This is a genomic window from Geodermatophilus sp. Leaf369, assembly GCF_001424455.1.
GTDB lineage: Bacteria > Actinomycetota > Actinomycetes > Mycobacteriales > Geodermatophilaceae > Klenkia.
Genome location: NZ_LMQA01000001.1, coordinates 1141095 through 1164548 on the forward strand (window position 1 = coordinate 1141095; position 23454 = coordinate 1164548).

Below are 23454 nucleotides of genomic sequence, written 5' to 3' on the forward strand. Positions count from 1 at the left end.
CGTCGTCCCGATGTCCAGAGCCGCGGAGCCAGACCGACCAGCCACGCTCGCCGCCTGGCTGCGCACCCGCTCCGACGAGCATCTGGGCGCGCTCCTCGCCGTCCGGCCCGACGTGGCCCGCCCGGCGCCGGCCGACGTGGTGGGCCTGGCCACCCGGCTCGCCGTCCCGGTGTCGGTCGACCGGGCGCTGGACGACCTGGACGCCTCGACCCTGCAGGTGCTCGACGTCGTGCTGCTGGCCGCCACCGACGGGGTGGCCCGCGCCGACATCGCCGCGGCGCTCCCCGCCGTCCCGGCCGCCACCGTCGAGGCGGCGCTGACGACCCTCACCACCCGCGCGCTGCTCTGGGGGGACGACGACCTGCACGCCCCCGAGCCGGTGCGCCGCGCCGTCCGGCACCCCGCGGGCCTGGGCCGACGGGGGGCCGACCTGCGGGTCCCTCCCCCGGCCGACGTCGCCGAGGTCCTCGCCGAGCTCGACGACGACGAGCGGGCGGTGCTCGAGCGCCTCGCCGGGGACCGTCCCGTGGGGCACCTGCCCGACGACCGCGGACCGGCCACCGACTCCCCCGCCCGACGCCTGCTGCGCCGCGGGCTGCTCGCCCGGGTGGACGCGGTCAACGTCGAGCTGCCCCGGGAGATCGGCCTCGCGCTGCGCGGGGACCGGCCCTTCGGCCCGGCCCGGGTGCGCCCGGACGTCACCGAGGTCCAGCGCGACCCCGCCGTGGTCGACCGGCAGTCCGCCGGTGCCGCGATGGAGGTCATCGGCCGGGTCGGCGAGCTGCTGGTCGCCCTGGAGGAGGAGCCGGCCGGGCTGCTGCGCAGCGGCGGGATGAGCGTGCGCGACCACAAGCGGCTGGCCAAGCTGCTGGGCGTGGGCGAGCCCGAGGCCGCCTTCTACGTGGAGCTCGCGCACGCCGCCGGGCTGCTGGACGTCGGCGGCGCCCAGCGCGACGAGTGGCTGCCCACCCGGGCCTACGACACCTGGCGCGAGCTCGACCTGCCCGACCGCTGGTCGGTGCTCGCCGCGGGCTGGCTGGACTCCACCCGGCTCATCGCCCTGGTCGGGCAGCGCGACCTCGCCGGCAAGGCGGTGAACGTGCTGTCCCCCGACGTCGTCCGGCAGACCGCCCCGGCGATCCGCCGCTCGGCGCTCGTCGCCCTCGCCGAGCACCCGCCCGGCCGGGGCCTGGCCCCCGACGACCTGGTGTCGGTGCTGCGCTGGCGCACCCCCCGGCGGGCCGACCGGCTCGCCCCGGTGCCCGCGCTGCTCGCCGAGGCCGGCCGGCTGGGCATCGTGGTCGGCGGGGTGCTGTCCCGCGGGGGACGGGGCGTGCTGGCCGACGGCGAGGACGGCGCCAGCGACGGCATGCGCGGCCTGCTGCCCGACCCGGTGGACCACGTGCTGGCCCAGCCCGACCTGTCCCTGGTCGCCCCCGGCCCCCTGGTCGCCGAGCTCGCCCAGACCCTCGGTGCGGTCGCCGACGTGGAGTCCTCCGGCGGGGCCACGGTCTTCCGGGTCAGCGACGCCAGCATCCGGCGCGCCCTGGACGGCGGGTGGTCCGCGGCCGAGCTGCACGACTTCTTCGCCCGCGCCTCCCGCACCCCGGTGCCGCAGGCACTGGACTTCCTGGTCGACGACGTGGCCCGCCAGCACGGCCGGCTCCGGGTCGGGGCGATCGAGTCCTACGTGCGCAGCGACGACCACGGGCTGCTGTCCCAGGTGCTGTCCGACCGGCGCACCGCCGGAGCCGAGCTCCGCCGGCTGGCCCCGGGCGTGCTGGTCAGCGGGCTGGCGGCCGACGAGGTGCTCTCGGTGCTGCGGTCCTGCGGCTACGCCCCGGCCGGGGAGTCCGCCGGGGGCGCCGTCCTCACCCGGCCGCCCGCCAAGCCCCGGGCCGCCGGACGGCGACCGGGCAGCACGGCCGGTCCGACCGGCCCGCGGCCGCTGGCAGCGGGGGACGTCGAGGCCACCGTGCGGGAGATCCGGGCCGGCGACGCCGCACTGGCCGCCCGGCGCACCGACCCCGCGAGGCAGGTCCCGGGCGTGACGACGGCCAGCACGTTGGAGCTGCTGTCCCGGGCGGTCCGCGAGCAGCTGTCGGTCCAGCTGGGCTACGTCGACGCGCAGGGCACCGGCAGCCAGCGGCTGGTCCGCCCGGCGTCGCTGGTCGGGGGGTTCCTGCAGGGCTGGGACGAGGGCCGCGGGGAGAGCCGGACGTTCGCGGTGCACCGGATCACCTCGGTCACGCTCGCCGACGGGCCGGAATGAGCTGACCCCCGGACGCCTTGTCGAGGTCGTTGGTCCCTGCAACCAGCAGGGCGTCAGGACGAAGGACACCGGCATGGCCCAGCGCACGACCGTCGCAGACCGACTCACCACGGTGCTCGGCACCGTCCTGGGCAGCGCGGAGCTCCCCGTCCGCCTGCGCGGCTGGGACGGCTCGATCGCCGGCCCGCCCGACGCACCGGTGCTAGCCGTCCGCGACCGCCGGGCGCTGCGCCGGCTGCTGTGGTCCCCGGGCCAGCTCGGCCTCGGCCGGGCCTACGTCAGCGGCGAGATCGACATCGAGGACGACGTCTTCGACACCTTCTCCGCGCTCAGCTCCGTCGGCAAGCTGTCCGAGACCGGCCCGATGCGCCCGCCCACGCTGGCCGACCGGCTGACCCTGGTGCGCACCACCGCGAGCCTCGGGGCGATCGGCCCGGACCCCGCGCCGCCGGCCGAGGAGGCCGACCTGGGCGGGCACGGGCTGCGGCACTCCCGCCGCCGCGACGCCGCCGCGATCGCGCACCACTACGACGTCGGCAACGACTTCTACGAGCTCGTGCTCGGCGACTCGATGGTCTACTCCTGCGCCGTCTGGGACTCCCCCGACGTCGGCCTGGACGCAGCGCAGGAGGCCAAGCTCGACCTGGTCTGCCGCAAGCTCGGGCTGACCGAGGACTCCCGGTTGCTGGACGTCGGCTGCGGCTGGGGCTCAATGGCGATCCACGCCGCCGGCCGGTACGGCGCGACCGTCGTCGGCATCACCATCTCCGAGGAGCAGGCCACGCTGGCCCGCAAGCGGGTGGCCGAGGCCGGCCTGACCGACAGGATCGAGATCCGGGTGCAGGACTACCGGGAGACCGCCGACGGCCCCTACGACGCGATCAGCTCGATCGGGATGGCCGAGCACGTGGGCCGGGCCCGGCTGCCGGAGTACGTCGCCCAGCTGTCGGGTCTGCTGCGCCCGGGCGGTCGGCTGCTCAACCACGCCATCGCCTGGAACGCCGGTGAGGCGTCCTGGAGCGAGGACACCTTCATCGCCCGCTACGTCTTCCCCGACGGGGAGCTGCTGGGGCTGGGCGAGATGGTCGGCGCCGTGGAGGCCGGTGGCCTCGAGGTCGTCGACGTCGAGGCGCTGCGCCGGCACTACGCGCTCACCCTGCGCGCCTGGGTCCAGCGGCTGGAGGAGAACTGGGACGCCGCCGTCGCGACCACCACCGAGGGCCGCGCCCGGGTGTGGCGGCTCTACATGGCCGCCTGCGCGCTGGCCTTCGAGAGCGGCGCGATGGGCGTGGACCAGGTGCTGGCGGTCAAGCCCGGCGGCGAGCAGCCCCCGCTGCGCCGGACCGACTGGGTCTGACCCGGAAGCCCGGGGGCGTGCGCGTGGTTACCGTGGAGGACCTGCTCCTGACCGAAGGACACCTGTGACCGACGGACCCCTGATCGTCCAGTCCGACAAGACCCTGCTGCTGGAGGTCGACCACCCCCGGTCCAAGGAGTGCCGGGCCGCGATCGCCCCGTTCGCGGAGCTGGAGCGCTCCCCCGAGCACGTGCACACCTACCGGGTGACCCCCCTGGCGCTGTGGAACGCGCGCGCCGCGGGGCACGACGCCGAGCAGGTGGTCGACGCCCTGGTGCGGTTCAGCCGTTACCCGGTGCCGCACGCGCTGCTGGTCGACGTCGCCGACACGATGGACCGCTACGGCCGCCTCACGCTGTCCACGAACCCGGTGCACGGCCTGGTCCTCACCACGACCGACCGCGCAGTGCTCACCGAGGTCTCGCGCAGCAAGAAGGTCGCCCCGATGCTGTCCTCCCGCATCGACGAGGACACCTTCGTGGTGAACCCCTCCGAGCGCGGCCGGCTCAAGCAGGCGCTGCTCAAGATCGGCTGGCCGGCCGAGGACCTCGCCGGCTACGTCGACGGGCAGGCGCACCCGATCGAGCTCGACCAGGCCGACTGGCACCTGCGCGACTACCAGCAGGAGGCCGTCGACGGGTTCTGGGCCGGCGGTTCGGGCGTCGTCGTCCTGCCCTGTGGGGCCGGGAAGACCCTGGTCGGCGCCGCGGCCATGGCCGAGGCGAAGGCCACGACGCTGATCCTGGTGACCAACACGGTCGCCGGCCGGCAGTGGAAGCGTGAGCTCATCGCCCGCACCTCGCTGACCGAGGACGAGATCGGCGAGTACTCCGGGGAGCGCAAGGAGATCCGCCCCGTCACCATCGCGACCTACCAGGTGATCACCACCCGCCGGAAGGGCGAGTACCGGCACCTGGACCTCTTCGACGCCCAGGACTGGGGCCTGATCGTCTACGACGAGGTGCACCTGCTCCCCGCGCCGATCTTCCGGCTGACCGCCGACCTCCAGTCCCGCCGCCGGCTCGGCCTCACCGCCACGCTGGTGCGCGAGGACGGCCGGGAGGACGACGTGTTCTCCCTCATCGGGCCCAAGCGGTACGACGCCCCGTGGCGCGACATCGAGGCCCAGGGCTACATCGCCCCGGCCGAGTGCATCGAGGTGCGGGTCTCCCTGGACGACGAGGAGCGGATGACCTACGCGGTCGCCGAGCCCGAGGAGCGGTACAAGATCGCGGCGACCGCGCAGTCCAAGATGCCGGTCATCCGCCGCATCCTGGAGCGACACCCCGACGAGCAGAAGCTGGTCATCGGCGCCTACCTCGAGCAGCTCGAGGAGCTCGGTGTCGCCCTGGACGCCCCGGTGATCCAGGGCTCGACGACCAACAAGGAGCGGGAGCGGCTGTTCGCGGCGTTCCGCACGGGTGAGATCAAGACCCTCGTCGTCTCCAAGGTCGCGAACTTCTCCATCGACCTGCCCGAGGCAGCCGTCGCCGTCCAGGTGTCGGGGACCTTCGGCTCACGGCAGGAGGAGGCCCAGCGGCTGGGCCGGGTGCTGCGCCCCAAGGCCGACGGCCGGACGGCGCACTTCTACACCGTGGTCAGCCGGGACACCCTGGACAGCGAGTACTCCGCACACCGCCAGCGCTTCCTCGCCGAACAGGGCTACGCGTACACGATCGTCGACGCCGCCGACCTCGCCGGCCGCGGCGAGGTCAACGGCCCCGACTGGGTCGACGAGTCCACCGACTGAGGTCCACCCGGCAGAGGCGACTGCCGAGAGCACTGCCGTGGAGTACGTCTGGCACGTGGTCGGCAGCATGCTGGTCGGCGGTGCCGTGCTGGTGGCCCGTGACGCGATCGGACGGTCGCGGCACCGCCGGCACCAGGCCGGCGGGGCGGTGCGGTGCCCCGGCCGACTGGGTGTCGGCGGTGCCCGCCCGCGGCGGGGCCGTCTCCAGCTGGCCGGCTCAGGGGTGCGGTGGACCGGCGGCCCGGTCGACCCTCCGGTCGTGCTGACCGGCGCCGTCGTGCTCGCGCACACCCCGGACGCCACACCGCGGCGCTGGCAGGACGTCGACGACGAGGGCCTGCTGCACCTGGCGCTGCCCGACGGCCGGACGGCGACTCTGCGTCTGCGGACCCGCGACGTCCCCACCGTGGCTACGGCCCTTGCCTCCGACGCCCGGGACGGCCTCCCGGCGCTGCGCCCCACGGGGTGGGGGGTGCGCCGGTGGGCGGTCGGGCTGCTGGCGGTGGTCGGCCTGTGGTTCGCGGCTTGGGGCTGGCTGGTGGCGAGCGGCGAGACGGTGCAGGCCACCGTCTCCGCCCCGGGCAGCAGCCCCGGGTTGTGCCAGGTGCGCTGGCCCGCCCCCGGCGGCGGCGATGACAGCGCCGAGGTCGACTGCGACGACCCGCCCGTCGGCAGCCGGGTGACGGTCTGGGCGGTCGGGCCGCCCTTCGTCGGCGAGGCGGTCGACCCCTTCTACAACACCCTCGGGGTCGTCCTGGTCGGCGGTGTGGTCGCCCTGCCCGCGCTGGTGCACGTGGGGCGTCGCGCTGTCCGCCGGGGCCCCGCTGCCCCAGGTCCGGTGCCCTGGGAGGCACTCCGGGTGGACCTGCGGGAGCTGGGGGGCGCCGACCTAGCCGCCGGGCCCGGGGAGAGTCCCTCCGACGTGGCCCGCCGGTTGTCGCCCCACGGGCTGCGCCGCGTCCCGCCCGACGGGTGGGAGTCCACACGCCGGCCGGACGGTGCGCAGGTGCCCGGGGTGCCCGTCCGCGTCGCTCAGACCCTGTGGACGCCGGTGACGGGCCTCGGGGCCGGGGTGGCGCTGGCATCGGCCATCAGCGGCTCCACCGCGCTGGTCGTCGGGGGTCTGTTGCTGTCCGGCGGGGCCACTGCGTGGGCGCTGCCGCGCGCGCTTGCCACCTGGCGGCAGGCGGTCGCCGTCCACCGGGCCGCCGTCGTGCCGGCCGTGCCCGCGGCGGGGGTGCTGACCGCCAACCCGACCGGTGCGCCGCTGGTGGTGCTGGTCCGCAGCGACGGGACCGCGACGGCCGTGCCGCTGGTGACGCCGTTGCCGGTGGGCACCGCGGCCGCTTTCGCCGCAGGTGCGGGTGCAGACCTGCGCGTCCGGGGCGGCTCCGCACTCGGCGACACCACGGTCCTCGCCCTGCCCGACGGCCGCCTGCTGTTGCCGGCCGGTCGGACTGAGGCCCTGGACCGCTCCGGTCTGCACGCCGCGCTCGCCGTCCCGCCCCTCCTCCCGGAGGACCGGTGGGCCGACGACGACCCCGGGGACGACGAGCCCGGGCACGACGAACCCGGGCCACGGCCACGATGAGCGCGAGGCGACGCCGTACCTCCGGGCTCCATCGAGGCCATCGGTAGCAGGTGACGCTCCCCGCCGGCGAGACGTGGCCCACACCCGTTCGATCGCCCCCGGCGAACGAGCAGGTCAGCACGCCGGGGCGGCGGTCACTACATGACGACGAGCGGGACGCGAAGAGCAACCCGGCCTGGGCGTGTCCTCTCGTCGCTGGGCATAGTGGACGGCGTCATGGCCTCCCCCGCACCCGTCTACGCCGCCGGCGCACGCCCCCTCCGCGCCTGGCAGCAGGAGGCCCTCGAGCGCTACGAGACCGAGTCGCCGAAGGACTTCCTGGTCACCGCGACCCCCGGTGCCGGGAAGACCACCTTCGCCCTGACGCTGGCCTCCCGGCTGCTCCAGCGCCGCGAGATCGCCCGCGTCGTCGTCGTCGCCCCGACCGACCACCTGCGCCTGCAGTGGGCCGACGCCGCCGACCGGGCGGGCATCGTGCTGGACCCCGGCCTGACCAACGCCGTCGGTCCGGTCCGGGCCGGCACCTCGGGCTACGTGACCACCTACGCCCAGGTCGCCGGCAAGCCGATGCTGCACGCCGCCCGCTCCACCTCGGTGAAGACGCTGGTGATCCTGGACGAGATCCACCACGCCGGGGACGGCCTGTCCTGGGGCGAGGCGGTCGCCGAGGCCTTCGGCAGCGCCCGCCGCCGGGTCTGCCTGACCGGGACCCCGTTCCGCACCAAGGCCGACGAGCGGATCCCCTTCGTGCGCTACGAGGAGGACGTGTTCGAGGCCGACGACGGCGAGCGCGGCGTCGGGCTGGCCTCCCGGGCGGACTACACCTACGGCTACAAGGAGGCGCTGGCCGACAGCGTCGTCCGGCCGGTGGTGTTCGCCGCCTACACCGGCACCGCACGCTGGCGGAACTCCGCCGGCGAGGTGGTCGCCGCCTCGCTCACCGAGGCCGGCACCAAGAGCGTGGAGATGGCCGCCTGGCGCACGGTGCTCGACCCCAAGGGTCAGTGGGTGCCGCACGTCATCGCCGCGATGGACGAGCGGATCACCCACCTCCGCGAGCACGGCATCCCCGACGCCGCCGGCCTGGTGCTGGCCTCGGACCAGGACGACGCCCGCGCCTACGCCAAGATCGTCCGCCGGATCACCGGCAAGGCGCCGGAGCTGATCCTCTCCGACGACCCCAAGGCGTCGAAGAAGATCGAGCGGTTCGCCACCGGCTCGGCCCGGATCGCCGTCTGCGTGCGGATGGTGTCCGAGGGCGTGGACATCCCGCGGGCCGCCGTCCTGGCCTGGATGACCTCCTACCGGACCCCGCTGTTCTTCGCCCAGGCCGTCGGGCGCGTGGTCCGGGCCCGGGACCCGCGGGAGTCCGCGACGGTGTTCCTGCCCGCCGTCCGGCCGCTGCTGGCGCTGGCCGCGGCGATGGAGACCGAGCGCAACCACGTCATGCCCCCGCCCAAGCGGGTGGAGGACGAGGACCTCGAGGCCCTGGACCTGCCCGAGCGCGAGCCCCGCGAGGGCGAGCTGCAGAAGTGGGAGGCCCTGGAGGCCGACGCCCGCTTCGCGCACGTGCTGCACGGGGGCACCGCGCACACCGGCGCCGGCAACCGCCCGGCGCTGGTCGACGGCGACGCCGAGGACTTCATCGGCATCCCGGGCCTGCTCACCCCCGAGCAGACCGCCGAGCTGCTCTCCAAGCGGGACGACGACCTGCGGCTGCGCATCGCGGCCAGCCACCGGGCCGGGGACGCCGAGGACTTCATGCTCGTCGACGAGCCCCCCGAGGAGGAGGCCGCCGGCTGGCGGGACGCAGCGGACCTCCGCCGGGAGATCAACCGGCTGGTCTCCCGCGTCTCGGCCAAGACGTCCACCCCGCACGCGGTGGTGCACACCCAGCTGCGCCAGTCCGTCCCCGGCCCGCCGTCGGCCTCGGCGTCGGTGGATGTGCTGCGCATGCGCCGGGAGCGCCTGCGCACGATGCTCTGACCCCGGTCGCCGCGCTCAGCGCCGGACCGCCTCGGGGGCGAGCATGACGGCGCCGGCGGGGACGTCGCGGACGACGGTGGCGTTGGCGCCGATCACCGCGTCGTCGCCCACGTGCACCGGCCCGACGACGACGGCGCCGGCCCCGATGCGCACCCGGTCGCCGATCACGGGTTGACCGCGGCCGGTGTGGCCCACGGTGACCTGCTGGTTGACCCAGCAGTCCTCCCCCACCGTGGCTGCGGTGAGGGTGGTGGCGAACCCGTGCTCGATGAACAGCCCGGGCCCGATGACCGCGGCGTTCAGGTGCAGCGTGGGCAGCGGCCGCCACAGGGCCCTGAGCAGGGCGCGCAGGGCCCAGGGCAGCGGCGTGAGCCGGAAGTGCACCAGCGAGCGGAACTCCGGGTGCCGGGCCACCAGCCAGCCGAACCGGGCCCGGGGCGACAACGCGGCCACGTCCGGACGGCGCAGGCACTCGGCGAACCGGTCGGCGTCCCGGCGCAGGTACGGACCGGCCTCGGCACGCTGCACCACCGCCCACAGCGGCGCCGAGGCGAGGGTGCCGGCCCACACCGCCGACCGGGACGTCATCGGTCCATGATCACCCCCGGGGGGCCTCAGGGCAGCAGGCCGCGGGCTGCGGCGACCGCGACCGCCTCGGTGCGCCCGGAGACGCCGAGCTTGGCGAGCACCCGGGACAGGTGCACCGAGGCCGTCTTCTCGCTGATGAACAGCTGCGCACCGATCTCCCGGTTGGTGCGGCCCTGGGCCACCAGCCCGAGCACCTCGGCCTCCCGCGGGGTGAACACCGCGGCGGGGTCGACCGGGCGCGCCCCGGGGATCCCGGCGTCCAGCCGGCCCCGCCGGGCGAGGGCCGCCAGCCGGGCCTGCAGCGGGGCGGCCCCGAGCGCGACGGCCGCGTCGTGGGCAGCCCGCAGCACCGTGGCCGCCGACGTGCGGTCCCCGGCCGCGAGCAGCGCCTCGGCCTCCCGCCACCGGCAGCGGGCCAGCTCGTAGACCTGCTCGTCGCCGAAGGCGGCGCCGGCGGCGGCCCAGGCCGCGGGGTCGGCCGCGCCGAGCAGCCGGCCCAGCTCGGCGTCCAGCCGCAGCCCCCACGCTCGACCCTCCCGGGAGATCTCCCCGAGGTGCTCGGCGAACAGCGCCTGGGCGTCCCGGGCCTGGGCGACCAGCCGCTGGCCGGCCGCCACCCACCGGGCCGCGGTGTCGGCGTCCCGCGCCTCCCGGGCCACCACAGCGGCGTCGGCGACCGGCCCCAGCGCCACGGCCACCAGCCGGACGGCGACCAGGAAGTCCAGCGGCCAGATCTCCCGCAGCCGGCGGACGGTGCGCTCGGCGACGGCCACCGCGGCCGAGGCGTCCTGTCCCCAGACCGCCAGCTCGATCGCGGCGCTCCCCGCGGTCAGCAGCAGCGTGGCGTGCCCCAGCCGGTCGGCGGTGGCCGCGGCCCGGTCGACCTGTTCGCGCACCCCCTCGGCGCCGCGCGCCACGGCCACGTGCAGCCCGGCCACCCGGACGTGGGCGGCGGTGTCGGGGACCCGGGCGAGCTCCTCGGCGGTGGCCTGGGCGCCGGCCCAGTCACCGCGCGCCAGCCGCACCAGGACCTGCAGGAAGCGCAGCTCGGCGGCGTAGAAGCTCCACTCCACCCCGAGCGCGACGCTGCGGGCCACCGCCGGGTCGATCCAGCCCGCAGCGGCCCCCAGGTCGCCGTCCTCGTAGGCGATGCTGGACAGGTTGTAGGCGGCGCGCAGCTCGACGTCGACGTCCCCGGCACGCCGGGCGCGCTCCAGTGCGTCGGTGAGCGCGGCGGTGCGGGCCACCGGGTCGCCGCTCTCGGTCATCCGGGCCAGCGAGATGACCACGTCGGACCACGCGTCCTCCAGGCCCAGCTGCTCGGCGCCGGCCAGCGCCTCCCGGGCCACCGCCTGGGCCTCGGCGTCGGCACCGCCGGTCGCCCAGGCGGTGCGCGCCCGGGTGGCGGCCGCCCAGACCCGCTCGGGGGTCACCGGCTCGGCGGGCACCAGCTCCATCGCCCGGCTGCTGGCGACCACCGCGCCGGCCAGGTCGTCGACCCGGGTGAGCGCCTGGGCCAGGGTGGAGAGCACCCGGGCGGCCAGTCGGGGGTCGGCGGTCTCGGACACCGCGTCCCGGGCCGCGCGCAGCAGCGCCACCCCGCGGTGCAGCTCACCGGCCGCCCGCGCGGCGGCCGCGGCCGACAACAGCAGACCGACCTCGCCGTCCGGGACGCCCGCGTGCAGGTCGGGCACCGCCGGCCACAGGGTGAGCGCCGCCTCCAGGTGCTGCAGCGCCTCGGCGGGCGCACCGACCGCGCGGGCCTCCTCGGCCGCCTGCCGGGCGGCGGTGAACGCGGCCGGCAGGTCGTTGCTCTCCCGGGCGTGGTGGGCGAGCTCGGCCGCGGTCCCCGTGCCGTCGACCCGCAACCGGGCGGCGACGGCGGCGTGCACCCGGGTGCGCTCCCCCGGCAGCAGGTCGGCCAGCACCGCCTCGCGGAGCAGCGCGTGCCGGAACCGGAAGCTGCCGTCGGGGTCGACCACCAGCAGGTGTCGCTGCACCGTCTCGGTGAGGGCGGCGTCGAGCTCCCGGCCGGGCAGCCCGGCGACCGCGGCCAGCAGGTCGTGCCGCACCCGGCGGCCGGCGACCGCGGTGACCCGCAGGAGCTGCTGGGCGTCGGCCCCCAGCTCCTCGACCCGGGTCAGCAGCACCTCGGTGAGCCCGGCCGGCAGCTGCGCGCCGCCCGCCCCGGCCGCCAGCAGCTCCTCGGCGTAGAACGCGTTGCCCTCCGCCCGGGCGACCACGTCGGCCACCACCTGCTCGTCGACCCCGCCGTCGCCGGCCGCCGCGGCCCGCACCAGGGCTGCCACCTCGACGTCGGGGAGCGGGGCGAGGTCCACCCGCTCGACCCCGGGCAGCCGGACGAGCTCGGCCAGGACCGGACGCAGCGGGTGCCGACGGTGCAGGTCGTCGCTGCGGTAGCTGGCCACCAGCAGCACCGGCTCCTCGACCAGCCGGGTGAGCAGGTAGCGCAGCAGGTCACGGCTGGACCGGTCGGCCCAGTGCAGGTCCTCCAGCACCAGCAGCAGGGGCTGCTCCGTGGCGAGTTCCCCCAGCAGCGCGGCCACCCCCTCGAAGAGCTGGAGCCGGGCGTCCTCGTCGGCCGCGGACGCCGCGGGTCCGCCCAGGAGCGGGGCGACCGCCGGGCGGCGTGCGGCCGGGGGCGGCTCCTCGCGCAGCGGGCGGAGCAGGTCGACGAAGGGGAGGTAGGGCAGGCCGACGTCGCCGAGGTCCAGACAGTGGCCGGTCAGCACCCGCAGGCCCGCGGTCCGGGCCACGGTGGCCAGCTCCCCGAGCAACCGGCTCTTGCCGACCCCGGCGTCCCCGGCCAGCAGCACCGCCGAGGGCCGACCTGCCCGGGCCCGTGCGACGTGCCCGGTCAGTCGGGCCAGCTCCTCGGCCCGCCCGACCAGCGGACCCTCCACCCACTGCGGCACGTGACCGATCGTGGCACGCCCCTCCGACACGTCCGGGTCAGCGCCGGCGGAACGGCCACCGCGGCAGGGCGGGCTGCCGTCCCACCCCCCGGGCCAGGCTCAGCTGCTCACGGCGGTAGGCCAGTTCGGCCTCGGCTCCGGGTCCCCAGACGGCGTCCACGGGTGTCCTCCTCTGTCATCGGGTGCGATGACGAGGACGCTCGCCCTGAGGGGGGCCGGCCGGCAGGGGGCGGTCACGTCGTCCGCCGGCCGGTCCGGCCCTGAGGGGCCTCAGCGCAGCTCGGTGCCCCTGGTCTCCTTCAGGGTGAGGATGACGCCGAAGGCCACGGCCGCGGCGACCGCGACGTAGACGAAGAAGAACACCGGGTGCCCGGCCCCGGACAGCGCGGTGATCACCAGCGGCGCGGTGCCCCCGAAGAGCGCGACCGTGAGGTTGTACCAGGAGCCGATCCCGGTGGCCCGCAGCTCGGTCGGGAACAGCTCGCTCATCACCGCCGGGGCCAGCGAGGCCATCATCGCGTAGAGCGTCAGGCCCACCGAGAAGACGACGATGAGGGAGAACAGGTCGTCCTGGACCAGGAACGACAGCGGGATGATCAGCACCGCCATCGCCCCGGACCAGAAGAGCATCTGCGGCTTGCGCCCGATCCGGTCCGACAGCGCGCCGAACGGGTAGCAGAGCGCGACGAAGATCGCGGTGCCGATCGAGAGGGCGATGAAGACCTCGTTGCCGTCGGCGCCCCGGAAGTTGATCGCGAACGGGGTGAGCGCGGAGAAGAACGTGTAGTAGCTCAGGGTCGAGAGCAGCGTGAACGCGCACAGCTGCACGACGGCCCGCGGGTGGTGCTTGATGGTCTGCATGAGCGGGTTCTTGGTGGCCCGGGCCTTCTCCGCGTTCTCCTCGAACTGGTCGGTCTCGACCAGCGAGCGCCGCAGGTACATGCCCACGAAGCCGAGCACGCCGCCGATGCCGAAGGCGATCCGCCAGCCGTAGGCCTGCAGCTGGTCGTCGGTCAGCACGCTGGTGAGCAGCACGCCCAGCAGCGAGGCCAGCAGCAGCGCGGTGCCGGTGGAGACGTAGAAGAACGCCGAGTAGCGGCCGCGGCGCGATGGCGGGGCGATCTCGGCCAGGTAGGCCGAGGCGTTGGAGACCTCACCGCCCAGGCTCATGCCCTGGGCGATCCGGGCGAGCAGCAGCAGGATCGGCGCGAACCAGCCGACCTGCTCGTAGGTGGGCAGGACGGCGATCACCAGCGACCCGCCGGCCATCAGCAGGATCGTCACGAGCATGCCGGCCTTGCGGCCCTTGAGGTCGGCGAAGCGGCCCAGCACGTACCCGCCCAGCGGGCGGAAGAAGAAGGCCAGGGCGTAGGTGGAGGTGGCCCCGATCAGCGCCAGCGCCTCGTTCTCGGCCGGGAAGAACTGCCCGGCGAAGTAGACGACGAAGGTGGCGTAGACGGTCCAGTCGAACCACTCCACGGCGTTGCCGATGCTGGCCGAGACCAGTGTCTTGATCGGCAGCTTGTGCTGCTCGGTCTCGGTGCCCTGCTGCTGCACGGTGCTGGCCACGGGGACTCCCGTCGGTGGGCGGCTGGGTCTCGGGCGAGGGTAGTGACCCAGGACTCAGCGCGCCCACCGGCAGGGCACAGGGTCAGTTGACGGCGTACTCCGCGCCGTCGTCGACCACGTCGGTGTCGTCGCCGTCGTCGCTGTCCTCGGGCTCGGCGACCGGCTGGTCGACCGAGGCGTCGAAGCTGCCGTCGCCGTCGGTGTCGGCGAACAGGGTCGCCTCGAGGTCGGCGTCGCCGTACAGCGGCGGGTCGAGCGGGACCTGTACGTCGGTGGAGGTGCCGGCGTCCACCGCGGTGGAGCCGAGGACGGCGCCGTCGTCGCTGCGGTCGTCGTCGTCCACGGTCACGACCACGAAGCCGGCCTCGGGCGCACTGACCCGGGCGACCGTGGCGACGTCGCCACCCCCGGACTGGTCCTCGAAGTCGATCTCGGCGGCGGCACTGCTGCCCCCGGAGGACGAGCCGGAGGAGGTGGCCGAGGACGCAGCGGAGGAGGCGGCAGACCCGGCGGAGGAGGCGGCGGAGGAGACGCTGCTGGCGCCCGCCTCGGCGGCGCCCTGGACGTCGTCGGAACCGCAGGCGGAGAGGACGACGAGGCCGGCGGCGGCGGGGAGGGCGAGGAGCAGTCGGCGTGAGGTCATGGGCAGGATGCTGCCCACGGACCACGAGGTCCGCATGAGGAGACGATGAGAGCCGTCTCATGCAGCCGGGCAGGCGTAGCCGCAGGTGGGTACGGGCATGGCACGGGCTGGCGACGCCGGGCGGACCCGGTGGCGCACCCCTGCGAGAGGAGCACCGTGCCCGAGAACGGGACGACCGACAGCGACCTTCCCCCCACCATCTTCGTGCTCTACGGCGCCACCGGTGACCTCGCCCGCCGCATGGTGCTGCCGGCGTTCTTCCAGCTCGCCCAGTACGGCCTGCTGCCGTCGGAGTGGCGGCTGGTCGGCAACGGCCGCGGCGACGTGTCCCACGAGGACTTCCAGGGTCGGGTCAAGGACGCGCTCACCGAGTTCGGCCCGCAGCCCGAGGAGGGCCCGTGGGAGGAGTTCTCGAAGAACCTGCGCTTCGCCGGCGGCGGCTTCGACGAGACCGACCCCGGCAGCCTGCTCGACGTCCTGGAGGACACCAAGGCCGAGATGGGCGGGGACCCCCAGCACGTGCACTACCTGGCCGTCCCCCCGACCGCGTTCGAGAAGCTGACGAAGGGCCTGCAGGAGCACGGCCTGACCGAGGGCTCGCGGGTGGTCTACGAGAAGCCCTACGGCACCGACCCGCAGTCCTTCCGCGAGCTCGACGAGCTGGTGCTCTCGGTGCTCGACGAGGAGCAGGTCTTCCGGATCGACCACTTCCTGGGCAAGGAGGGCACCCAGGACCTGCACGTCCTGCGCTTCGCCAACGGGCTGTTCGAGCACGTCTGGGACCGCGAGCACGTGCAGCAGGTGCAGATCGACGTCCCGGAGACCCTCGACGTCAGCCAGCGCGCCGAGTTCTACGACGCCACCGGCGCCACCCTGGACATGCTGGTCACCCACCTGTTCCAGGTCGCGGCCGAGGTCGCCATGGAGCCCCCGGTCGACCTGTCCCCGGAGTCCCTGCAGGACGCCCGCGAGTCCGTGCTCGCCGCGTTCCGGCCGCTGGCCAAGGAGGACGTCGTCCTCGGGCAGTTCGAGGGCTACACCGACATCGAGGGCGTCCCCGACGACTCGACCACCGACACCTTCGTCGCCGCCCGCCTGTGGGTGGACACCGACCGCTGGCACGGCGTGCCCTTCCTGCTGCGCACCGGCAAGAAGCTCGCCGAGTCCCAGCAGCGGGTCTCCCTGCTGCTGCGCAAGCCCGACGGCCCGGTCACCCAGGTGCCCGGGCACGGCAACGTCGTCTCGCTGTCGCTGTCGGGGGCCGGCTCACTGGACCTGCAGTTCGTGGCGAAGAAGCCCGGCCCGTCGCTGGAGCTCACCCAGGCCACCACGTCGCTGGACCTCGCCGACATCGAGGGCGGCACCCCGTTGCCGCCCTACGTCTCGCTGATCCACGACGTGGTCACCGGTGACCGGTCGCTGTTCACCACCAGCGCCGGGCTGTCCAAGGCGTGGGCCTCGGTCGAGCCGCTGCTCAAGGACCGGCCCGAGGTGCAGCCCTACGAGCCCGGCTCCTGGGGTCCGACGGCGGCCAACGACCTGGCCGCCCCGTGCGGCTGGCTGCTGGGCCAGACCGACGAGTGACCGAAGGCCCCCTCCCGCGCGGGAGGGGGCCTTCGTCGTCGTTCAGGTCCGAGCCGGACGCTGGTCGCCTCGCGGCGAGTTGCGCATCTGGGGCTCCAGCCTCGTGAGAGCGGTATTCCCCAGCGGCAGTTATCCAGTGGAGCCCGGGGACACAGGTCGCCCGGCCCGGACCCCGTGAACGGTACGCCTCCCGGCGTCAGTTGAAGCCGCGCTCGTCCTGCTTGAGGGCGGTGTCCACGGTCAGTGCGGCCGCCACCACGAGGCTGGCCAGCGGGTCCTCCAGCCGGCGGTGCACCTGGACGACGTAGTTGTCCGCCGTGGTGAACACCGTGCGCGCGAAGCCCTCCCACTTCTTGGTGATCCGGGCGACCTCCTGGCCGGAGTGGTCGGAGATCGAGAAGTCCCACGCCCGCCAGTTCTCCGCCTGGATCGCCCCGGCCAGCTGACCCTGCACCACCAGGTCGAAGCGGATCTTGCCGAAGACGTTGGCCTGCACGATCTCCCCGACCGGCGACCCGTCGGCCCGGGTCACCTCCACCCGGGACTTCACCAGCTTGGCCGGGCGCACCAGGTTCAGCACCACCCCGTTCGCGTCGCGCACCTCCAGCCGGTGCGTCAGGTACTGGTCGAGCTGGGAGACGAACCGCAGCGCCTTGCGGGCGGTGCTCTGCCCGACCTGGACGACGGCGCCCAGCTGCTGGCCGTTCGCGTCGTAGACGGCGTACTCGTTGGTCAGCTCGATCAGCTTGGTCTTCTGGTTCACCACCAGCGTGGGCTGCTCGAACAGCACCGACCGGGGCGGCGGGCCGCCGTACTGGCCCGGCTGGGGCTGCGGCGGGGCCTGCTGCACCTGCACCGGCGCTGGCTGCGCCTGCTGCACGTGCTCGGTCCACCGCTGCCCGTCCCACCAGCGGTTCCCGGGGGTGCCGGACGGGTCGGGGTACCAGCCCGGCGGGGGCGGCGGAGAGGACATGGCGTGCACCGTAGTGCGCCAGACTGGTCCCCGTGAGCAGGCTCAGCGAGGCGGAGACGCGGGTGCTCGACGCCCTGGACGAGGTGTGGCTGCTCGACAGGCTGCGGGAGCTGGTCGCCGTCCCCTCGGTCGGTGGCAGTGCGGCGGAGTCCGAGGCGCAGCACCTGGTGGCCGGGTGGCTCGCGGCCCAGGGCGCGGACGTCGACTGCTGGCCGCTGGACCTGGTCGCCGCGGCGACCGCGGAGGACGCCCCCGGCCAGGAGGTGGTCCGCGACGAGGCGTGGGGCGTGGTGGGCACGCTGCCCGGGCACGAGGACGGCGAACCCGGCCTGGTGCTGTGCGGGCACACCGACGTCGTCCCGGCCGGTGACCCGGCGCTGTGGTCGGGCGACCCGTTCGCACCGCGACTGGTCGACGGCGTGCTGCACGGTCGCGGGACCTGCGACATGAAGGGCGGCCTGGTGGCCGCGCTGGCCGCCGCCCGCGCGGTGCACACCGCGGGGGTCCAGCTGGTCCGCCCCCTCGCCGTGCACAGCGTGGTGGGCGAGGAGGACGGCGGGCTCGGCGCGTGGGCGGCCCTGAACCGTGGGCACCGCGGCGCCGCCTGTGTGATCCCCGAGCCGACCGCCGGTGCGGTGATGACCGCCAGCGCCGGCGCGCTCACCTTCCGGCTGACCGTCACCGGGCTGGCCGCGCACGGCGCGATGCGGGACGCCGGGGTCAGTGCGGTGGAGCTGTTCGGTCTGGTGCACGCCGCGCTGCGCGAGCTGGAGGCCGGCCGGCAGGACGACGTCGACAGGTTCCTGGGCACCCGGCTGCCGTACGGCATCTCGGTCGGCACCGTGCACGCCGGCGACTGGTCCTCCACCGTGCCCGACCGGCTGGTGGCCGAGGGCCGGTACGGGGTGCGGGTCGGCGAGCCGGTGGAGACCGCACGCACCGTCTTCGAGGCGCACCTGGCCCGGTTCTGCGCCGGGCACGGCTGGCTGGCCGAGCACCCGGTGCGGGTGGAGTGGGTCGGCGGCAGCTTCGCCAGCGGCCAGCTCGCCCAGGGGTCCGCGCTCCTGCCGGCGGTCACCCGGGCCGCCGAGGACGCCGGTCGGGCGCGTCCGGTCGAACGGGCGCTGCCCGCCGGCACCGACCTGCGGCTCTACGCAGCCGCCGGCATCCCGACCCTGCACTACGGCCCCGGCGACCTCGCCCTGGCCCACGCCCCCCAGGAACAGGTGCCGGTGGACGACGTCGTGCACGTGGCCCGGGTGCTCGCCCTGACGGCGCTGCGGCAGTGCGGGGTGCACTCGTGGGCGTGACCTTCGAGGACTGGGCGGCACTGGCCGGGGAGTCCGAGACCTCCCGCACCGAGTGGGCCGCGGTCGTCGGCGCCTGGTCCGAGCCGCACCGTGCCTACCACTCGCTCACCCACCTGGCCGCCGTGCTGGGCCTGGTCGACGAGCTCGCCGCGGATGCCGCGGACCCCACCGCGGTGGCCCTGGCCGCCTGGTACCACGACGTCGCCTACGACCCGCAGCGCAGCGACAACGAGCAGGTCAGTGCCCAGCGGGCGCGGATCGGGCTGCTCGGGCTGGTGCCCGACGACGTCGTCGCGGAGGTGGTGCGGCTGGTCCTGCTGACCACCACCCACGACCCGGCCGAGGACGACGCGAACGGCGCCGTCCTGTGCGACGCCGACCTCGCCGTGCTGGCCGGCCCGCCGGCGAGCTACGCGGCCTACGCCTCGGCGGTGCGCGAGGAGTACGGCCACCTGGACGACGAGACGTTCACCGCCGGGCGCACCGCCGTCCTGGAGCAGCTGCTCGCGCTGCCGGCGCTCTACCGCCTGCCCCGGACCGCCGCGCTGTGGACCGGGCCGGCCCGGGCGAACCTGACCGCCGAGCTCACCCTGCTGCGCTCGCGCGCGGCTTCCTGACCCGCAACCCGGCGGCGAGCAGCCGGGCCAGCAGCTCGCGGCAGGACACCGACTCCGCGCCGGCGGCCACCGCGGTGGCGTGCAGCTCCTCGGGCACGTCGTAGTGGTCGCCCTGGAAGGCCCGCCGCGGGATGCCCAGCTCGGCCTCGACGAAGGCGTGCAGCTCGTCGTAGTCGGTGTCGCTGACCAGGTGCGACCACAGCCGCCCCCGCCAGGGCCACACGGGGGTGTCGATCAGCAGCGCCACGGGTGGGAGTCTCCCCCGCTACCGTCGCAGGCGTGAGCACAGGGACCCGCTGGGGCATCGTCGGACCGGGCCGGATCGCGGAGAACGTCGTCCGGGACTTCCCGCACGTGGACGGCGCGACGGTGACCGCCGTGGCCTCCCGGTCCATCGACCGGGCCCGGGACTTCGCCGGCCGGCATGGCATCGCCACCGCGTACGGCTCCTACGCCGAGCTGGTCGCCGACCCCGACGTCGACGTGCTCTACCTGGCCACCCCGCACCCCCAGCACCACGCGGTCGCCCTGCAGGCCATCGCCGCGGGCAAGGCGCTGCTGGTGGAGAAGTCGTTCACCGCCACCGTGGCCGGCACCGTCGAGGTCGTCGACGCGGCCCGGGCCGCAGGGGTCTTCGTCATGGAGGCGATGTGGACCCGCTTCCAGCCCGCCGTCGTCCGGCTGCGGGAGCTGATCGCCGAGGGCGCGATCGGGGAGGTCCGTTCGGTGCAGGCCGACCTGGGCGTGGCCCGGGAGTTCGACCCCGCCGACCGGCTCTTCGCCCAGGACCTCGGCGGCGGGGCCCTGCTCGACCTGGGCGTCTACGTGGTGTCGTTCGCCCAGATGCTGCTGGGCACGCCGGACACGGTGCGCGCGACGGGCTCGACGTTCCCGACCGGGGTGGACGCCGAGGCCGCCCTGCTGCTGGGCTGGGAGGACGGCCGCAGCGCGACGCTGACCACCTCGCTGCGCAACGCCCTGCCCGGCCAGGCCCGGGTGTTCGGCACCGAGGGCTGGATCGACGTCCTCCCCCGCTTCCACCACCCGGCCACGATCGTGCTGCACCGGGCCGGCGCGGACGCCGAGACCACCACCCTGCCGGCCACCGGCACCGGGTACAGCCACGAGGTCGCCGAGGTGCACGAGGGCGTGCTGGCCGGGCGCACCGAGTCCGCCGTCATGCCGCTGGCCGACACGGTCGCGGTCATGCGGGTGCTGGAGGAGGCCGCCGGCCAGCTCGGCGTGGCGTTCACCGAAGCCCGCTGACCCCCCGGCAGGGGAAGCCCTGCACCCACTCCGGAGGTGCGATGGTGGGTGCAGGGCTTCCCCTGCCGGGGGTGCGGGAGGTCAGGAGGTGGGCTGCTCCACCGTCGTGGCCGGGTCGCCGTCGGCCGCGGCGGCCAGCGGGTCGACCAGCTGGTCGAGCAGGTAGGGCAGCGACAGCGGGCTGCCGAAGCCCAGCGCGGCGGAGACCGGGCTGGAGTACTGGCCGATGAGCACGGTGCGGTCCTCGGTGACGGCTCCCAGGGGCGCGACCAGGGTGTCGGCGTCCAGCGCGGCCTGGTCGTAGCCGTTCATCACCAGGACGTCGGCGTCGAGGAGGTCCAGCCGCTCGGCGCTCAGCTCGGTGCTCGCCTCGGGCACGGTGAAGCCGAGGTCGGAGAAGAACTGGGTGCGGAGGTCGTCCTGGCCCAGCAGGTAGTGGCCCGACCCGCCGAGACCGGTCAGGTCCACGGCGATGTCCTGACCGGCGAAGTCCGGGTTGTCGGTGACGGCCTGCTCGAACCGGCCCTCGACCTCGTCGACCAGCTCCTGCGCCTCGTCCTCGACGCCCAGGGCGCGGCCGGTGAGCAGGGTCTGCTCCTGCCACGGGGTGGCCCCGTCGGCGTACTCGTCGGTCTGGGCCAGCGTCGGGGCGATCTCGGACAGCTGGTCGTACACGCTCTGGTCGATGAAGGAGTAGACGCCCACGATGAGGTCGGGCTGCAGCGCCGCGATCTCCTCCAGGTTGAGCTCGTCACTGCCGACGGTGGGGACGGCGTCGTCGGGCAGCAGGTCCTGCGCCCACGGGCGCTGCGTGGCGTCGTAGTCGCCGATCAGCTCGCGCTCGCCGACCAGGGTGCCGCCGAGGGCGAGCACGAAGTCCTGGTCGTTGAAGCCGATGGTGATGATGCGCTCGGGCTCGGCGGGGATCTCGGTCGTGCCGAACTTGTTCTCGATGGTGACCGGGAAGGCGCTGTCGGAGGACGCGCCGCCGGTGGCCTCGGCGGTGTCGGCGCTGTCGTCACCGCTGCCGCAGGCGGCGAGGGTGAGGGCGGTCGCGGCGGCCGCGAGGGCGGCCAGGGGGCGGCGGGTCATGGTTCTCCAAGATCGGACGAGTGCGGCCCGGTGAGGTTAGCCTGCCCTTGTCTCGGCGAGATCACGACCGTCCCGGAACGCCGAACGGGGCGGCCCTCCGAGGAGGACCGCCCCGTCAGGGACGAACGAGACGTTCTGGAACGGCTGCGTCGCAGGGTCCCGGGGCGCGCGGAGCGTGTCCTGGGGGGCGACGCGGTCCTTCTTAGAAGTCCATGCCGCCCATGCCGCCGTCGCCACCCGGCATCGCCGGCGCGGACTTCTCCGGCTTGTCGGCGATGACGGCCTCGGTGGTGAGGAACAGAGCCGCGATGGAGGCGGCGTTCTGCAGGGCGGAGCGGGTGACCTTGGCCGGGTCGATGATGCCGGCGGCGACCAGGTCGACGTACTCACCGGTGGCGGCGTTGAGGCCCCAGCCGATGTCGCTGTTGCGGACCTTCTCCGCCACGACGCCACCCTCGAGGCCGGCGTTGATGGCGATCTGCTTCAGCGGGGCCTCGAGCGCCACGCGGACGATGTTCGCCCCGGTGGCCTCGTCACCCTCGAGGTCGAGCTTCTCGAACGCGATGGTGGTGGCCTGCGCGAGCGCGACGCCACCTCCGGCGACGATGCCCTCCTCAACGGCGGCCTTGGCGTTGCGCACCGCGTCCTCGATGCGGTGCTTGCGCTCCTTGAGCTCGACCTCGGTCGCGGCACCGGCCTTGATGACGGCGACGCCACCGGCGAGCTTGGCCAGACGCTCCTGGAGCTTCTCGCGGTCGTAGTCGGAGTCCGACTTCTCGATCTCGGCGCGGATCTGGTTGACCCGACCGGCGATCTGGTCGGTGTCGCCGGCGCCCTCGACGATGGTGGTCTCGTCCTTGGTGACGACGACCTTGCGTGCGCGGCCGAGCAGGTCGAGACCGGCGTTCTCCAGCTTGAGGCCGACCTCCTCGGACACGACCTGGCCACCGGTGAGGATGGCGATGTCGCCGAGCATGGCCTTGCGGCGGTCACCGAAGCCCGGGGCCTTGACGGCGACGGACTTGAAGGTGCCACGGATCTTGTTGACCACCAGGGTCGCGAGGGCCTCGCCCTCGACGTCCTCGGAGATGATCATGAGGGCCTTGCCGGACTGCATGACCTTCTCCAGCAGCGGCAGCAGGTCCTTGACCGAGCTGATCTTGCTGTTGACGACGAGCACGTACGGGTCGTCGAGGACGGCCTCCATGCGCTCGGTGTCGGTCACGAAGTAGGGCGAGGTGTAGCCCTTGTCGAAGCGCATGCCCTCGGTGAGCTCGAGCTCGAGACCGAAGGTGTTGCTCTCCTCGACGGTGATGACGCCTTCCTTGCCGACCTTGTCCATCGCCTCGGCGATGAGCTCGCCGATGGCCGGGTCAGCGGCGGAGATGGAGGCGGTGGCAGCGATCTGCTCCTTGGTCTCCACGTCCTTGGCGGTCGAGAGGAGGTACTCCGAGACCGAGGCGACGGCCTTCTCGATGCCCTTCTTGAGGGCCATCGGGTTGGCGCCGGCGGCGACGTTGCGCAGCCCCTCGCGGACGAGGGCCTGGGCGAGCACGGTGGCGGTGGTGGTGCCGTCACCCGCGACGTCGTCGGTCTTCTTGGCGACCTCCTTGACGAGCTCGGCCCCGATCTTCTCGTACGGGTCCTCGAGCTCGATCTCCTTGGCGATGCTCACACCGTCGTTGGTGATCGTGGGGGCGCCCCACTTCTTCTCCAGCACGACGTTGCGGCCCTTGGGGCCGAGGGTGACCTTGACGGCGTCGGCGAGGGTGTTCATGCCCCGCTCGAGGCCGCGGCGGGCCTCTTCGTCGAAGGCGATCATCTTGGCCATGTGGTGGTGTCCTCCATGCGTGGCTCGCTGCTGGTCGGGCGGTGCCCGCGACGGACGACACCTGCACCGTGCGCCTCCTGCGGCTCACG

Annotated in this window: 18 protein-coding genes; 9 read left to right on the top strand and 9 right to left on the bottom strand. The window is 74.5% G+C overall.

What is annotated here, in order from left to right; translation table 11 throughout:
* Nucleotides 1-10: 10 nt before the first annotated feature.
* The 5 genes from ASG36_RS05685 (at nucleotide 11) to ASG36_RS05705 (ending at nucleotide 8956) form a co-directional block, all read left to right on the top strand.
* Nucleotides 11-2272 carry a helicase C-terminal domain-containing protein gene (locus ASG36_RS05685; protein WP_055760520.1) on the top strand — a complete coding sequence of 754 codons (2262 nt, stop codon included), beginning with the start codon at nucleotides 11-13 and terminating at the stop codon, nucleotides 2270-2272.
* A gap of 73 nt (nucleotides 2273-2345) precedes the next feature.
* Nucleotides 2346-3629 (top strand): cyclopropane-fatty-acyl-phospholipid synthase family protein, encoded by a 1284-nt coding sequence (locus ASG36_RS05690; protein ID WP_055760524.1) that lies wholly within the window; start codon nucleotides 2346-2348, stop codon nucleotides 3627-3629.
* Between the two features lie 64 nt (nucleotides 3630-3693).
* On the top strand, nucleotides 3694-5379 hold the full coding sequence (locus ASG36_RS05695; RefSeq protein WP_055760527.1) for a DNA repair helicase XPB: 1686 nt from the start codon (nucleotides 3694-3696) through the stop codon (nucleotides 5377-5379).
* 37 nt (nucleotides 5380-5416) lie between these two features.
* Nucleotides 5417-6970: a hypothetical protein gene (locus ASG36_RS05700; protein ID WP_055760530.1), complete on the top strand. Its 1554-nt coding sequence runs from the start codon at nucleotides 5417-5419 to the stop codon at nucleotides 6968-6970.
* A 216-nt stretch (nucleotides 6971-7186) separates the two neighbouring features.
* On the top strand, nucleotides 7187-8956 hold the full coding sequence (locus ASG36_RS05705) for a DEAD/DEAH box helicase (protein ID WP_055760533.1): 1770 nt from the start codon (nucleotides 7187-7189) through the stop codon (nucleotides 8954-8956).
* A 15-nt stretch (nucleotides 8957-8971) separates the two neighbouring features.
* On the opposite strand, the gene ASG36_RS05710 is transcribed toward ASG36_RS05705, so the two are convergent.
* The 5 genes from ASG36_RS05710 to ASG36_RS22275 form a co-directional block, all read right to left on the bottom strand.
* Nucleotides 8972-9544, bottom strand: coding sequence for a serine acetyltransferase (locus ASG36_RS05710; RefSeq protein ID WP_055760536.1), 573 nt, complete (start codon nucleotides 9542-9544; stop codon nucleotides 8972-8974).
* Nucleotides 9545-9570: 26 nt separating this feature from the next.
* Entirely contained in the window at nucleotides 9571-12480 is a 2910-nt protein-coding gene (locus ASG36_RS22975; RefSeq protein ID WP_055762547.1) for a LuxR family transcriptional regulator, read from the bottom strand.
* Between the two features lie 37 nt (nucleotides 12481-12517).
* On the bottom strand, nucleotides 12518-12640 hold the full coding sequence (locus tag ASG36_RS22865; protein WP_255354605.1) for a hypothetical protein: 123 nt from the start codon (nucleotides 12638-12640) through the stop codon (nucleotides 12518-12520).
* Between the two features lie 110 nt (nucleotides 12641-12750).
* Entirely contained in the window at nucleotides 12751-14049 is a 1299-nt protein-coding gene (locus ASG36_RS05720) for an MFS transporter (RefSeq protein WP_082522803.1), read from the bottom strand.
* A gap of 82 nt (nucleotides 14050-14131) precedes the next feature.
* A complete protein-coding gene (locus ASG36_RS22275; protein ID WP_200944339.1) occupies nucleotides 14132-14692 on the bottom strand; it encodes a hypothetical protein in 561 nt (186 codons plus the stop codon).
* A gap of 156 nt (nucleotides 14693-14848) precedes the next feature.
* On the opposite strand from ASG36_RS22275, the gene ASG36_RS05730 reads away from it, so the two are divergent.
* The gene (locus ASG36_RS05730; protein ID WP_055760542.1) at nucleotides 14849-16276 is read left to right on the top strand and encodes a glucose-6-phosphate dehydrogenase (NADP(+)); all 1428 of its coding nucleotides are present in this window, start codon (nucleotides 14849-14851) and stop codon (nucleotides 16274-16276) included.
* Nucleotides 16277-16472: 196 nt separating this feature from the next.
* Here ASG36_RS05730 and ASG36_RS05735 read toward each other — a convergent pair whose 3' ends face one another.
* A complete protein-coding gene (locus ASG36_RS05735) occupies nucleotides 16473-17249 on the bottom strand; it encodes a phospholipid scramblase-related protein (RefSeq protein ID WP_055762553.1) in 777 nt (258 codons plus the stop codon).
* A gap of 32 nt (nucleotides 17250-17281) precedes the next feature.
* Here ASG36_RS05735 and ASG36_RS05740 point away from each other — a divergent pair, with 32 nt between their 5' ends.
* On the top strand, nucleotides 17282-18559 hold the full coding sequence (locus ASG36_RS05740) for an ArgE/DapE family deacylase (RefSeq protein WP_055760545.1): 1278 nt from the start codon (nucleotides 17282-17284) through the stop codon (nucleotides 18557-18559).
* The gene (locus ASG36_RS05745; protein WP_235494618.1) at nucleotides 18556-19176 is read left to right on the top strand and encodes a metal-dependent phosphohydrolase; all 621 of its coding nucleotides are present in this window, start codon (nucleotides 18556-18558) and stop codon (nucleotides 19174-19176) included. The genes ASG36_RS05740 and ASG36_RS05745 overlap by 4 nt, the downstream gene beginning before the upstream one ends.
* Here ASG36_RS05745 and ASG36_RS05750 read toward each other — a convergent pair.
* The gene (locus ASG36_RS05750) at nucleotides 19145-19423 is read right to left on the bottom strand and encodes a DUF4031 domain-containing protein (protein ID WP_055760550.1); all 279 of its coding nucleotides are present in this window, start codon (nucleotides 19421-19423) and stop codon (nucleotides 19145-19147) included. The genes ASG36_RS05745 and ASG36_RS05750 overlap by 32 nt on opposite strands.
* A 32-nt stretch (nucleotides 19424-19455) precedes the next feature.
* Here ASG36_RS05750 and ASG36_RS05755 point away from each other — a divergent pair, with 32 nt between their 5' ends.
* Nucleotides 19456-20442 (top strand): Gfo/Idh/MocA family protein, encoded by a 987-nt coding sequence (locus ASG36_RS05755; RefSeq protein WP_055760553.1) that lies wholly within the window; start codon nucleotides 19456-19458, stop codon nucleotides 20440-20442.
* 81 nt (nucleotides 20443-20523) lie between these two features.
* Here the strand turns inward: ASG36_RS05755 and ASG36_RS05760 are convergent, their stop codons facing one another.
* Both ASG36_RS05760 and groL read right to left on the bottom strand, forming a co-directional pair.
* Nucleotides 20524-21534, bottom strand: coding sequence for an iron-siderophore ABC transporter substrate-binding protein (locus ASG36_RS05760; RefSeq protein ID WP_055760556.1), 1011 nt, complete (start codon nucleotides 21532-21534; stop codon nucleotides 20524-20526).
* A 202-nt stretch (nucleotides 21535-21736) separates the two neighbouring features.
* On the bottom strand, nucleotides 21737-23365 hold the full coding sequence (gene groL, locus ASG36_RS05765; protein ID WP_055760559.1) for a chaperonin GroEL: 1629 nt from the start codon (nucleotides 23363-23365) through the stop codon (nucleotides 21737-21739).
* Between the last annotated feature and the right edge of the window lie 89 nt (nucleotides 23366-23454).

Excerpts from the sequence above, each read along its gene's own strand:
- ASG36_RS05705 (WP_055760533.1), top strand. The coding sequence starts at position 7,187 with ATGGCCTCCCCCGCACCCGTCTACGCCGCCGGCGCACGCCCCCTCCGC.
- ASG36_RS22275 (WP_200944339.1), bottom strand. The coding sequence starts at position 14,692 with ATGACCTCACGCCGACTGCTCCTCGCCCTCCCCGCCGCCGCCGGCCTC.
- ASG36_RS05685 (WP_055760520.1), top strand. The coding sequence starts at position 11 with ATGTCCAGAGCCGCGGAGCCAGACCGACCAGCCACGCTCGCCGCCTGG.
- ASG36_RS05735 (WP_055762553.1), bottom strand. The coding sequence starts at position 17,249 with ATGTCCTCTCCGCCGCCCCCGCCGGGCTGGTACCCCGACCCGTCCGGC.
- groL (WP_055760559.1), bottom strand. The coding sequence starts at position 23,365 with ATGGCCAAGATGATCGCCTTCGACGAAGAGGCCCGCCGCGGCCTCGAG.
- ASG36_RS05690 (WP_055760524.1), top strand. The coding sequence starts at position 2,346 with ATGGCCCAGCGCACGACCGTCGCAGACCGACTCACCACGGTGCTCGGC.
- ASG36_RS05710 (WP_055760536.1), bottom strand. The coding sequence starts at position 9,544 with ATGACGTCCCGGTCGGCGGTGTGGGCCGGCACCCTCGCCTCGGCGCCG.
- ASG36_RS05760 (WP_055760556.1), bottom strand. The coding sequence starts at position 21,534 with ATGACCCGCCGCCCCCTGGCCGCCCTCGCGGCCGCCGCGACCGCCCTC.